The sequence below is a fragment of the Geobacillus sp. ZGt-1 genome (assembly GCF_001026865.1).
Lineage (GTDB): Bacteria > Bacillota > Bacilli > Bacillales > Anoxybacillaceae > Geobacillus > Geobacillus thermoleovorans.
In genome coordinates, this window is record NZ_LDPD01000008.1 from 11,252 (window position 1) to 23,362 (window position 12,111).

Sequence of the window (12,111 nt, forward strand, 5' to 3'; positions counted from 1 at the left end):
AAAACGGACGAAGGCGAAGCCAGGCATAGTCGTTCCAGCGTTGTTCCCTGTTATCACTCCGCATCATTTATTTCCTGTTCAAGATCCCGAATGCGAGTTTTTCGAAGAGGCTCTGGAGCATATGATGTATAGATAACACGGCCAATGTGTATAGCGTATATAGTTGTATCAGTACAATCGCCATTCCACGCTCATGTCGGCGTATCGCAATATTAAGGATGAAAAGTTCCGCTACTATATTTTGAAGCAAAAATCGGATGTGTTCCACGCGATGAAAACATTTTTCCGCAAAGAAGAGAGCAAGCAGCTTGTTTGATCCTCTTGTTGGCTGGAAGGGGGATTTCTTTTTTTTTGGAAGCGGGGAAGAGCGGTTTCCTTCCCCGTTGGATACGTTATTGCTTTTGTAATGTAGCAACCATGGCGAGCACGGCGCCAAGCACGTCTTCGCTGCTTGGAGCGTGTACGGTCAATAGCATCGGCGTCGGTTGGGCGCTGGCGATGACATGAACCGTGACGCCGTCTGTTTGGGCGGTGTACCAAACCGCATCAGTGAACGGCTTAGGCAACCCGTCCGTTTGTTGGCGGGCGGCGTTGGCGTCGACTGCTTGGGCATGTTCTTTCGCTAGTTGTTCATAGTTTGTTTCACCCGGAGAAAGCAAGCGGATGCGGGCGAATGCGTCGCCATGAAGCAGGACATCGGCACTCGGTTCTTCGGCGTCAAGCGTCCACCCTTCCAAAACATAGAGGGAAAAATGTTGATTGTCGCTCGTTTGCAGCGTCGCTGTTTCGGTGATGGTTTGGTTTCCTGTCCGATAGGACAAAGAAGTCGTTGGCTGCGAAGAGGCAGGTTGCTCTTCGTCAGCGGGCGGCTGCCCGGAGGTTTCTTCCTTTGCGGCTGCTTGTCTACTCGCCGCCGCATCCGATTGGCCGGAAGAAGCTTGCTTTTCGTTTGGCGGCTGCACATTGGCGGACGTTTCTCTTGAGGCGGCTGGCTGTTGTTCTTTCGTTGCTTTTGTTGCTGACTCCTGCGCTTTCATTCCGCAGCCAACCAGCAAGGCGGAGGCGACAGCGAGAGAGAACAACAGTTTCCAGTATCGAGTCATGTTCATTCCTCCTTACGTTCCATATACTCCCCATTATACCAATTGAAACGGTGGAAACAAACAGAATGGTTTCCCTATTTTTTCTGCTTGTTTGTTTTTGCACGTTGTTTGACGTGCAAGGCGATATGCGCCCCGCCCCAAACAGCGGCGACGAGCAGAACGAGTGAAGCAAATCCGTAAAGCATGTTGTCCCCCTCCTCATGTATACTAGATGGCAGGATCCACAATAATGTATGAAACGCGTTTCAAGGCAAGTCTTTTTTAGGGAGTGTGTGAATATGGCCAATATCCGTGACTTGGCGAAAGAGGCAGGCGTATCGGTGGCTGCTGTATCAAGGGTGTTGAACGGATATCCGTATGTGAGCGAGGAAAAGCGGAAGACGGTTGGGAAGCAGTGGAGAAGCTCAATTACACGAAAAATATTCAGGCCGTCCATTTGGCGAAAGGAAGGGCAGCGATTGTCGGCGTTATGCTTCCGTACATTCATCATCCTTATTTTTCTGCGATAATGGGAGGTATACCCAAAGAGGCGCTCCGTTATGGCTACCAACTGCTTTTGGTTCAGACGAATTATGACGTGGAGAGGGAACTCGAGGCGTTAGAGCGGCTGCGGATGAGGCAAATGGATGGGCTGATCGTGTGCTCCCGCGAAGTGGGCTGGGAGGCGTTTGCCGCTTATCAGGAAGACGGTCCCATCGTTTTATGCGAACATGTCAGAGAGCACGATTTTCTTGCTGTTTACACCGTCGCTTTGCCACATTTTCAGCTGGGAGGGAAAGCGTTTCGCTTGATTCATCATTGGCTGGAGACAGGCAATGTGACGCGAAAGCAGGAAGAGCTGCCTGCCCGGTTGCTGGTGCGGGATACGGCATAATAGGGCCTGGCTTTCCGTCTCTGACAACCAGCTTGAAGCCGCTCGAAACGGCATCGTGTTATGTTGCTTTCAGATGGTACCGATTCACTGGGCGTCCGACGCCGCCGTATTGAACATCGAGCACGACTTTTCCCGTTTTCTCAAGGTACTCCAAATAGCGGCGGGCGGTGACGCGGGCGATGCCGACTCCTTCGGCCACTTCCTCGGCGGAAACGGGGAAGCGGTGTTGACGCAAATAGGCGATCACTTTTTCCAATGTTACCTCATTCAGTCCTTTCGGAAGCTCGGAGGACGGTCCGGCCGGTTGTTCAGTCGCCCGCCTTAGGGCATCGAGTTCCACCTGGGTGAGCGATTCCTTTTCCGCAAGCGACCGGCGGAACGTCCGATAATTTTCCAACGCCTGTTTGAGCCGTTCAAATTTAAACGGTTTCACAATGTAATCGAAGGCGCCGTTTTGCAGGACGCGGCGCACCGTTTCAATGTCGCTCGCCGCGGTAATGGCGATGATATCAACTTCATGGCCGCGGGCGCGGATTTGTTTTAATGTTTCAAGGCCGTCCAGCTGCGGCATGTAAATATCAATCATCGCTAAATCCGGACGGAGCTCGTGAATGAGGTGGAGTCCTTCTTCACCGTTTCGAGCGAGGCCGATGACGGTGAAGCCGTCCACTTGTTCAATCATTTGCCGGTTCACTTCTTGCACCATCGGGTCATCCTCGATCAACAACACGCGATACATAGCCTTTTCCTCCTTCGTCTCGACGGGAGTGTCTTTCGCGGCCGCCGCTGCATGAATGGGTAGTCACATATCAAAGGTAACAGTAAACACCGTTCCTTTCCCTTCCTCCGACTGCACATCGATGCGCCCGTTTCCCTTTTCCACAATTTGCTTCACCAAATACAAGCCGATGCCGCGTCCGTTTTCCTCTTTGGTTGAAAAGCCTTCATCAAAAATGCGGTCAATATGCTCGCGAGCAATGCCTTGGCCGTTGTCTTCGACCGAGAGGGAACAAATTTCTTCATTTTGTTCAAGGCTGACGTAAATTTCTTTTTCCCGGTCGGTTACGCCGCGAAAGGCATCGAAGGCGTTTTCAATTAAATTGCCAAGGAGAACAACAAAATCATGGTGATCGAGATGCGGCGGAAAGCGGTGCAGCCGGCTGTGCCGGTCGATTGTCACGCGGATGCCGAGCTCCTTGCCGCGGCGGATTTTGCTTAAGAGCAATCCAGAAATGCTTTCGTCCTTGATGTTGCGGCTTAAAAACTGCGTCAGTTCTGCTTGTTCCTCTGTAACTTGGAACACGTACTCGAGCGCTTTTTCAATATGGCCGAGCTGAATAAGGCCGGCGATCGTATGAAGTTTGTTCATGTATTCATGATTTTGCACGCGCAAGGCGTGGACAAACGCCTTTACGCCCGTCAATTCTTCGGCCAGCCGTTTCACTTCCGTCCGGTCTTGGAAAATGGCGATGGCGCCGACCGTTTTTCCGTTGACTTTGATCGGGATGCGGTTGCTCCAAATCGTTAAATTGCCGATCTGCAACTCCTTATTGTAAATCGGCTTGTTTACTTCCAAGATTTCCGGAAGGTGTGTGTCCGGAATGATGGAACGGATCGATCGGCCGATGACATCCCCTTTGACGCCGAGCATTTGTTTTGCCCGGTCGTTGAAGATGGTAATTTTTTCATCGCTGTCAATGGCGATGACGCCTTCATGCATGGCGTTAAACGCTTCCGTCCGTTCGATCAGCAGCTTGGCGATCTCATGCGGTTCCAGCTCAAACATTTGCCGCTTGATATGGGAGGCGAGCAGCCATGCGCCAATTCCACCGACAACGAGCGACAAAACGACCGCTACAGCAGCTTCTTCTTTCAAAGAATCAATGGCTTCAAAAAACGTCGGCAACCGGTAGGCGGCGATGACGACGCCAATTTGTTCGTGATCGCTGTTCATAATGGGAACGAAGGCGCGAACCACTGTCCCGATTTCCCCGCGGGCTTTGGAAGTGTACGTATGTTCGGCAAACGCCGGCCCCTCATCAGCACCGCGGGAGATCGTGCCGATCATCGCAGGAAGCGGATGGGAGAGGCGCACTTTGTTCATATCGAGAACGACGATATAGTCGGCGCTGTGAATGACGCGCACCCGCTCGACGACCGGATTGATCAGCGCCCGGCTTTGTTTGTTTTCGACAATATGGCGTCTGACTTCGGGCATCTCGGAGACGGTGCGCGCGGTTAGCAAGGCGCGCTGGCTGAGTTCCTCCTCCTTTGTATGGAAAAAGTCGCTGATGATGAATACACCGCTCAGCAACATGGAAAAGCTGACGATGGCGAAAATCAAAATCGTAATTTTCCAGCGAATCGGCAGCCGGTTCATGGCGGAACTCCTTTTTGGCAATCATGATTGCTGTTGAACATGCCATATGAATCGGGAAAGGAATAAATCAACGTTTTTTTTCATTATACCAAATCTTCTTGAATGGAAAGAAACGAAAGGTGTAAAATGGCGGTGGGGAACAAATATTCTGCCCGCCAGCATAGAAGATGGGGCATACGTAAGGCGTGGCGATTGCTGCTTTCAAACCGAATCCGTGAGCTCCAGCCGCTTTTTTGCTTCAATGATTCGAGTCGGCGGGGAGCATTCCGTTGGAGTGCAATTTTAGCAATAGGATGGAAGAATGGTGTGAACAATGGGGAAAAAGTGGAGAGCATGGACAATCCTTTTGTTTGTCGGCCTCGGTCTGGTCGGCTGGGCAGCTAGCCGTCAACTGGGACGTGAACCACTTGTTTATGACGACGAGCAAAAGGGGTTGAAAAAGCAAATCATTATTTATTTCAGCCATGTCGTAGCAGAGAATACGCCAAAAGGGTTGGCGGCGCAAAAGTTTGCCGAGCTCGTCGAGCAAAAAACAAACGGCCGCGTCAAAGTCGAAGTGTTCCCGAACGGCTCGCTTTATTCGGATGGGGAAGAGCTTGATGCGCTGTTGCGCGGCGACGTGCAAATGATCGCGCCATCATTTTCAAAGGTGACAGAGCTTGTCCCCGAATGGCAAGTGCTCGATTTGCCGTTTTTGTTCCGCGATGAGGACGACGTGCGCCGCGTGTTTACTGGAAAAGTGGGCGCCGAGCTGCTTCGGATGCTGGAGGCAAAAGGAATTAAAGGACTGGCGTTTTGGAGCAATGGATTTAAGCAAATGATGAGCACAACCCGTCCGCTCATCGCCCCTGACGATTTTCGCGGCTTGCGTTTTCGCATTATGCCGAGCGAAGTGATTGAAAAGCAGTTTCGTTTGCTTGGCGGTGAACCGGTTGCTGTTTCATTTGACCGCGTTTATCAGGAGCTTGAACAGCATAAGTTTGATGGGCAGGAAAATACGATTTCTAATATTTATTCGAAAGGGTTTTACAAATTTCAACCGTATATTACAATCAGCAATCACGGGTATCTCGGGTACGCAGTCATGATGAATCAGTCATTTTGGGACAGTTTGCCGAAAGACATCCAGCAAAAAATAACTGAAGCGATGGCTGAAGCGACGCGTTGGAATTTAGAGCAGTCGAAAGAGCAAAACGAACGGGAGCTCAAGCAGCTCGAGCGGCGTGAAGATGTCTTCCTTTACCGGCTGTCGGAAGAGGAGAAACGGAAATGGGAGCAGAAGTTCGCCCCGCTGTACGACGAGTTTACGAGGCAGTTTGGTTCCGGGCTTTTGAATGAAATTAGAGGATCGTAATAGGCTTCCGCGGGCGGAAGCTTTTTTGTTTTTGAACAGCAAAAAAGGTCAAGACCAAAAAGACCAAAACGACCATTATCACCATAATATTTTGATTTCAACGATTTTTCTTTATGATAATGTTGAAAGCGTTGCCAATATATCGAAAGGAGTGGGAGAAATGCGGAGAAAACTGAAAAACTTGACGGTGCAAGTCATCATCGGCATTATTTTAGGGATCATTGTCGGATTTCTATTTCCAGAATTCGGAGCGAAGTTAAAAGTATTGGCAGACGGATTTATTAAGCTGATTAAAATGGTGATCGCCCCGATCATTTTCTTCACCGTCGTCATCGGAATCGGCAATATGGGCGACTTGAAAAAGGTCGGCCGCATCGGCGGCAAGGCGCTCATTTATTTTGAAATTGTCACGACGTTTGCGTTGGCGATCGGGATTGTCGTCGTCAACCTTGTCAAACCAGGGGTTGGGTTTCATACCGATGCAGTAAAAGGCGGCGACATTTCACAATACACGAAACAAGCGGAAGAAACAAGCCACGGTTTTGTTGACTTCATTTTAAGCATCATTCCCGACAACGTCGTTGCCGCGATGGCGAGCGGCCAACTGCTTCCGGTGCTCTTCTTCGCCGTGTTGTTCGGTTTAGCGGCTGCCGCGCTTGGGGAAAAAGCAAAACCAGTGATTTCCTTGTTTGAACGGCTGGCAGAAATTTTCTTCGGCGTCGTCAACATGGTTATGAAGGTGTCGCCGATCGCCGCGTTCGGCGCGATGGCGTACACGATCGGCACGTTCGGCCTCGGATCGCTCGTGTCGCTCGGTAAATTGATGGGTTCTGTTTACATTACGATGGCGCTCTTCATTTTCGTCGTGCTTGGCGGGATTGCCAAGTTTTATGGGTTTAACATCTTTAAGTTTCTCGCTTATATCAAAGAGGAACTGTTGCTTGTTTTGGGCACGTCTTCGTCTGAATCAGCGCTGCCGCGGCTAATGGAACGTTTGGAAAAATACGGGTGCTCGAAATCGGTTGTTGGTCTTGTCGTTCCGACAGGGTATTCGTTTAACCTAGACGGCACATCGATTTACCTGTCGATGGCAGCCATTTTCATCGCCCAAGCGTACGGCATTGATTTAACCATTTGGCAAGAGCTGACGTTGCTTGGCGTATTAATGCTCACCTCGAAAGGGGCAGCAGGGGTTACCGGTTCGGGATTCATTACGTTGGCAGCGACTTTGGCGGCGTTCCCGATGATCCCGGTCGAAGGCATCGCCTTGTTGCTTGGGGTTGACCGCTTCATGTCGGAAGCGCGGGCGATTACGAATATTATCGGCAATGCTGTAGCGACAGTGGTTGTTTCGAAAATGGAAAACGAGTTTCATCCGAACGAAGCTGAAGTGGAGCGCGCCTCGATGAGCGTGGCCAAATAAGAGTCAGGAGCCGATCTGCAAGTCCAATTGACAGCTTTTCCGTTCGCATGTTTCTGACTGCGTCGGGAAAGGAGCCGCACGCTGCAAATCGCCGAATGGATGAAAAAAGGAATGCAATGACAGCGCGAGGGGAACGTTTCCCCTCGTTTTTGCGTTGATTTTCCCCTAAAGAAAGAACAAGAGGGACGTGGGGAAGTGAGAAAGGAGAGCAAGCATATATTTTGATTTTCTTTCCCTCTTTTCCCATAATGAAACTATAATGACGCTCGAGGAGGAGAGGATATGAACGGCCTGCAAGATTGCGCCACTTTGCATAACGGGGTGAAAATGCCTTGGGTCGGCCTTGGCGTTTATAAAGTCAAAGAAGGGGAGGAAGTAAGAAGCGCGGTGCGCACCGCGCTCGAGATCGGCTACCGCCATGTCGATACAGCCGCTTTTTATGAAAACGAAGAAGGTGTCGGTCGAGCGATCCGCGAATCCGGCATTCCTCGCGAACAAGTGTTCGTGACAACGAAAGTATGGAACACCGATCAAGGGTATGAGACGACGCTGAAGGCGTTTGACAAAAGTTTGAAAAAACTCGGGTTCGATTATGTCGACTTGTATTTGGTCCACTGGCCGGTGAAAGGGAAGTATAAAGAGACGTACAAGGCGCTGGAAAAGTTGTATAAAGACGGTTATGTGCGCGCGATCGGCGTAAGCAATTTCCATATCCACCATTTGCAAGATGTACTGGCGGATTGTGAAATCAAGCCGATGGTCAACCAAGTCGAGTATCACCCGCGCCTGACGCAAAAAGAGTTGCTTACGTTTTGCCGGGAAAACGGCATCCAGCTTGAAGCATGGTCGCCGCTCATGCGCGGGGAAATTTTAAGCGAACCGACGATCATTGACATTGGGCGCAAGTACGGGAAAACGCCGGCGCAGGTGGTGTTGCGCTGGGATTTGCAACACGGCGTTGTGACGATCCCGAAGTCGGTGACGCCGGCGCGGATCAAGGAAAACGCTGATATTTTTGATTTCTCGCTGACCGACGAAGAAATGAAACAGATCGACGCGTTGAACTTGAACAAACGGGTCGGTCCTGACCCAGACAATTTCAATTTTTGATGTCCCCATCAGCCAAATAGCGCCTCGATGCAGGCGCTGTTTTTTTTTGAAACCGGAGCGGGCCGTTTGACGTATGAAAAGGTGAGCAAGTACAATAAATAATAGTATACACATTTGATGAACATTGAAAAAACGGAGGGTGCTGTGATGCTATTCCATCCGATGGATATTTTCATTTTTATCGCCTTCCTGATATCGCTTTGGGCGCAATGGAAGGTATCAAGCAATTTCAATGCCTGGTCTGAAGTTCCAGCCTCATCGGGGTTGACGGGGGCGGAAGTGGCGCGCATGATTTTAGACCGCCACGGGCTGCACCATGTGCCGGTGGAGGTCGTGCCAGGGAGATTGTCCGACCATTATGATCCGATTTCCCGCACGGTCCGTTTGTCGGAGCCGGTCTTTTATGGGCGTTCAATCGCTTCCATTTCCGTTGCCGCCCACGAGGTTGGCCATGCCGTTCAACACCAGCAAGGCTACGCTGCGCTCGTCCTTCGCCACCGGATGTTTCCGATTGTGAACTTCGCTTCGGGCGTTGCGCCGTTGTTGTTGCTCGTTGGATTTGTGCTCCATCAATTTTCGCTGATTGGACTCGGCATTTTGTTTTTCTCGCTGGCGGTGGCCTTCCAAATCATTACCTTGCCGGTGGAGTTCAACGCGAGCGCACGGGCGAAGCGGTTTATGCTGGCTGAAGGGTTGATCGCCCCAAATGAAGCGCGCGGCGTAAACAAAGTGCTTGGCGCGGCGGCGCTGACATACGTCGCGGCAACGTTGATTGCCGTGTTTGAGCTGCTGAAATATGTGCTCATTTTCACCCAAGGGAACAATAATGAGGAATCGTAACATATTGGGCCGCCTAAGGCGGCCCAGCGGCATCATCGTCTATCAGCTGCAATGGAAACTTTTGTGTGCAGGAGGTGTAACCTGGGCGCTTCATCCGCGCTCGGAGACGAATTGGATATAGCCAGTTTGCTGTTGGTGGCGTTTCTCATCGCTTGCACCGCCTTTTTTGTCGCTTCTGAATTTGCGATCGTCAAGGTGCGCAGCTCGCGCATCGATCAGCTTGTCAATGAAGGGAATCGACGGGCGGTCGCGGCGAAAAAAGTGATTTCGAATTTGGACGGCTATTTATCGGCGAACCAGCTCGGCATTACGCTCACCTCGCTTGGCCTTGGCTGGCTTGGGGAGCCGACGGTGGCGCGGATGTTGCTGCCGCTGTTTGAACGCCTCCATTTATCGGAATCCGTCTCCCACTTTTTAGCGTTTATCATTTCGTTTTCGCTCATCACCTTTTTGCATGTCGTCGTCGGTGAATTAGCGCCGAAGACGTTTGCCATTCATAAGGCGGAAGCGATTACGCTGTTTACGGCTCAGCCGCTCATCTGGTTTTACAAAATCATGTATCCGTTCATTTGGACGCTCAACAACTCTGCGCGGCTCGTGACGCGCCTGTTTGGCCTCAGGCCGGTGGCGGAGCATGAAATCGCCCACTCTGAGGAGGAGTTGCGCCTCATTTTATCAGAAAGCTACAAAAGCGGGGAGATCAATCAGTCAGAGTACCGCTATGTCAATAACATTTTTCGTTTTGACGACCGCATAGCGAAAGAAATTATGGTGCCGCGCAAAGAAATTGTGGCGCTCGATATTAACAAAAGCGTCAAGGAAAACTTGGACATCATTCGCGAAGAAAAGTATACGCGCTATCCGGTCATTGACGGCGATAAAGACCATGTGCTTGGACTCATCAACGTGAAAGAGGTGTTTACGGACTTTATTGCCAATCCGTCCAACGAAAAGCAGATGAAAGACTATATCCGCCCGATCATTCAAGTGATTGAATCGATCGCCATTCACGATTTGTTGGTCAAAATGCAAAAAGAACGCATCCATATGGCGATTTTGGTCGATGAATACGGCGGCACGTCTGGACTGGTTACAGTCGAGGACATTTTGGAAGAAATCGTTGGCGAAATCCAAGATGAGTTTGATATTGATGAAACGCCGCTGATTCAAAAAATAGACGATCGATTGATCTTGGATGGCAAAGTGTTGATCAGCGAAGTGAATGATTTGCTTGGGCTGGACATTGACGATGATGACGTCGATACGATCGGCGGCTGGATTTTAACGAAGCATTATGATATCAAACCAGGCGAGAGTGTAGAAATCGATGGCTACTTGTTTACGGTGAAGGAAATGGATGGCCATCATGTGAAATCGCTGGAAGTGGCAAAAAAAGAGCCGAGCAAAGAGGAGGAGGCGGCAGGCGCCGAAGAGGAGGAGTTGCGTTTGTAAGGCAGACGGGGGCGTCTGCCTTTTCTCGTTTCGGCCGAGAAATCCCCTCCTCCATTGAAGGACAGCAGGGTAGATCAATGGTAAATGCGCGAAAGGTCGGTGGGAAAATCGCTTGTTGGCGCGAGACAAATGACCTCTTCGTTTGTAAACGGGTGGCGGAACGTTAGCTTAGCGGCATGAAGCGCATGGCGATGAAACACTGGTTTGCCGCCATAAAGCACATCGCCGACGAGCGGATGGCCGAGATGGGCCAAATGGACGCGGATTTGGTGCGTCCGTCCAGTCTCGAGAGAAAGCTCGACAAGCGATGTTGACGGGAATGTTTTGATGACGCGATAGTGTGTCACCGCTTTTGCCCCCGTCTTCGAGACGCGCCGGCGCGTTGGATGGTGGCGGTCGCGGCCGATTGGCGCGAAAATGGTTCCTGATTTCGGGGACAAACGACCGTGAACAAGGGCGACGTACGTCCGCTTGATGGCACGGTGGGCGAGCATCCGATCGAGCGTCGCACCGGCAAGCGGGTGTTTGGCAAATAAAATCGCTCCCGACGTGTCGCGGTCAAGTCGGTGAATGTGGCGCACTTTTGTTAAAATTGCCTGCGACTGCAAATAAAACGCGACCGCATTGGCGAGCGTGCCGGTTTGCCCCGGTTCGGACGGATGAATGTCGATGCCGGCTTCTTTGTTCAAGACGAGCAGATGGTCGTCCTCCCATAAAATCGAAAGCTCCCGATATTCTGGAACGATGAACGACGGCTCCGGCTCATATGCGTAAAGCTGGAGCCGGTCGCGTTCGTTGAGCACCGTCTTCCAGGGAACAGCCTGGCCGTTCAGTTTGACGCCGTGTTCCATCCGCCAACGGTGGGCGAGCTTTTTCGAGGCGGCCCATACGTCTTTCAGGAGCTGTTCAATCGTCAAACCGCTCCACCAGCTAGGGATGATGCATTCCAGCCAATCGCCTTTTCTTGTCCACAAAGGTTGTCACACTCCCAATTGTTTGTTAGCTATGGAAACACTTTCTACCCCTATCCTTGCGCGAGATATGGTACACTCATAGTATCGTCTTAGTGATGGAAAACGCAAGCATTGCGGCGAGAAAAGGTGGTATGGACGTTGAAAATGATGTATGCAGCGACTCCGGAACAAGAGCATTACATGCAGTATTTGCTCAACTACTTTTATACCGATGTGTTCCCGTATTACTTCGATGATGAACAAATCCGTCAATTTGAGGAATGGGGCATTCTTTCGCTGGACCACGAACATGTTGCATATAATGGAACGATGAAAGAGGCTTTCCAAATCATTTCAGCGTTGCAATCGCTCATTACCGTCATCGAACATATCGGAGAGCATGGGGATTTGGAACAGTATGAATGGCTGTTTGTTCGCAATCAAAAGATTTTGGCCCGCCATGGCATTGCCTTTCCTTTTCATGCCAAGCAGTTCACTTGCAGGCGGCTTTGGCCGTGCAGCGTGTATGCGCCTCCGGCGAGCCAATGGGTGATTTGACAATCCGCACGCCTAAAGGTGTGGGATTCTTGGGTCGTTAACACCCTCATCCATTTCTGGTTCG

12 protein-coding genes and 1 pseudogene are annotated in these 12,111 nt (G+C 50.8%); 9 read left to right on the forward strand and 4 right to left on the reverse strand.

The genetic code is table 11. From position 1 onward, the window contains the following. Positions 1-169: 169 nt before the first annotated feature. Positions 170-316 (forward strand): annotated as a pseudogene (locus tag VU18_RS18800) (sporulation protein YhbH); the annotation flags it as partial. Positions 317-392: 76 nt separating this feature from the next. Here the strand turns inward: VU18_RS18800 and VU18_RS02245 are convergent. Further along, a complete protein-coding gene (locus tag VU18_RS02245; RefSeq protein ID WP_033012744.1) occupies positions 393-1,103 on the reverse strand; it encodes a hypothetical protein in 711 nt (236 codons plus the stop codon). Between the two features lie 233 nt (positions 1,104-1,336). On the opposite strand from VU18_RS02245, the gene VU18_RS21195 reads away from it, so the two are divergent. Next, complete coding sequence (locus VU18_RS21195) at positions 1,337-1,612, forward strand: LacI family DNA-binding transcriptional regulator (protein ID WP_306372130.1); 276 nt, start codon at positions 1,337-1,339, stop codon at positions 1,610-1,612. Then, positions 1,498-1,977: a hypothetical protein gene (locus VU18_RS02250; RefSeq protein ID WP_223812643.1), complete on the forward strand. Its 480-nt coding sequence runs from the start codon at positions 1,498-1,500 to the stop codon at positions 1,975-1,977. Before VU18_RS21195 ends, VU18_RS02250 begins: the two co-directional genes overlap by 115 nt. Before the next feature lie 58 nt (positions 1,978-2,035). Here the strand turns inward: VU18_RS02250 and VU18_RS02255 are convergent, their stop codons facing one another. Both VU18_RS02255 and VU18_RS02260 read right to left on the reverse strand, forming a co-directional pair. Then, positions 2,036-2,716 carry a response regulator gene (locus VU18_RS02255; RefSeq protein WP_011230062.1) on the reverse strand — a complete coding sequence of 227 codons (681 nt, stop codon included), beginning with the start codon at positions 2,714-2,716 and terminating at the stop codon, positions 2,036-2,038. A gap of 63 nt (positions 2,717-2,779) precedes the next feature. Continuing rightward, positions 2,780-4,357, reverse strand: coding sequence for a sensor histidine kinase (locus VU18_RS02260; protein ID WP_047757583.1), 1,578 nt, complete (start codon positions 4,355-4,357; stop codon positions 2,780-2,782). A 313-nt stretch (positions 4,358-4,670) separates the two neighbouring features. On the opposite strand from VU18_RS02260, the gene VU18_RS02265 reads away from it, so the two are divergent. From VU18_RS02265 to VU18_RS02285, 5 genes are all read left to right on the forward strand, one after another. Continuing rightward, on the forward strand, positions 4,671-5,711 hold the full coding sequence (locus VU18_RS02265) for a TRAP transporter substrate-binding protein (RefSeq protein WP_014194935.1): 1,041 nt from the start codon (positions 4,671-4,673) through the stop codon (positions 5,709-5,711). A gap of 160 nt (positions 5,712-5,871) precedes the next feature. After that, positions 5,872-7,134, forward strand: a complete 1,263-nt coding sequence (locus tag VU18_RS02270; RefSeq protein ID WP_025039067.1) for a dicarboxylate/amino acid:cation symporter — start codon at positions 5,872-5,874, stop codon at positions 7,132-7,134. A 282-nt stretch (positions 7,135-7,416) separates the two neighbouring features. Beyond that, positions 7,417-8,244, forward strand: coding sequence for an aldo/keto reductase (locus VU18_RS02275; protein WP_011230066.1), 828 nt, complete (start codon positions 7,417-7,419; stop codon positions 8,242-8,244). Between the two features lie 147 nt (positions 8,245-8,391). Beyond that, positions 8,392-9,084 carry a zinc metallopeptidase gene (locus VU18_RS02280; RefSeq protein WP_011230067.1) on the forward strand — a complete coding sequence of 231 codons (693 nt, stop codon included), beginning with the start codon at positions 8,392-8,394 and terminating at the stop codon, positions 9,082-9,084. Between the two features lie 111 nt (positions 9,085-9,195). Then, positions 9,196-10,536, forward strand: a complete 1,341-nt coding sequence (locus VU18_RS02285; protein ID WP_011230068.1) for a hemolysin family protein — start codon at positions 9,196-9,198, stop codon at positions 10,534-10,536. 74 nt (positions 10,537-10,610) lie between these two features. On the opposite strand, the gene VU18_RS02290 is transcribed toward VU18_RS02285, so the two are convergent. Further along, positions 10,611-11,510, reverse strand: a complete 900-nt coding sequence (locus tag VU18_RS02290) for an RluA family pseudouridine synthase (protein WP_011230069.1) — start codon at positions 11,508-11,510, stop codon at positions 10,611-10,613. Positions 11,511-11,648: 138 nt separating this feature from the next. Here VU18_RS02290 and VU18_RS02295 point away from each other — a divergent pair, with 138 nt between their 5' ends. Beyond that, positions 11,649-12,047: a YhcU family protein gene (locus VU18_RS02295; RefSeq protein ID WP_014194938.1), complete on the forward strand. Its 399-nt coding sequence runs from the start codon at positions 11,649-11,651 to the stop codon at positions 12,045-12,047. The last annotated feature ends 64 nt before the right edge of the window (positions 12,048-12,111 follow it).

Bases quoted from the DNA above. Each gene is read 5' to 3' on its own strand.
- VU18_RS02270 (WP_025039067.1), top strand. From the start codon at position 5,872: ATGCGGAGAAAACTGAAAAACTTGACGGTGCAAGTCATCATCGGCATT.
- VU18_RS02265 (WP_014194935.1), top strand. From the start codon at position 4,671: ATGGGGAAAAAGTGGAGAGCATGGACAATCCTTTTGTTTGTCGGCCTC.
- VU18_RS02260 (WP_047757583.1), bottom strand. From the start codon at position 4,357: ATGAACCGGCTGCCGATTCGCTGGAAAATTACGATTTTGATTTTCGCC.
- VU18_RS02255 (WP_011230062.1), bottom strand. From the start codon at position 2,716: ATGTATCGCGTGTTGTTGATCGAGGATGACCCGATGGTGCAAGAAGTG.
- VU18_RS02280 (WP_011230067.1), top strand. From the start codon at position 8,392: ATGCTATTCCATCCGATGGATATTTTCATTTTTATCGCCTTCCTGATA.
- VU18_RS02245 (WP_033012744.1), bottom strand. From the start codon at position 1,103: ATGACTCGATACTGGAAACTGTTGTTCTCTCTCGCTGTCGCCTCCGCC.
- VU18_RS02275 (WP_011230066.1), top strand. From the start codon at position 7,417: ATGAACGGCCTGCAAGATTGCGCCACTTTGCATAACGGGGTGAAAATG.
- VU18_RS21195 (WP_306372130.1), top strand. From the start codon at position 1,337: ATGAAACGCGTTTCAAGGCAAGTCTTTTTTAGGGAGTGTGTGAATATG.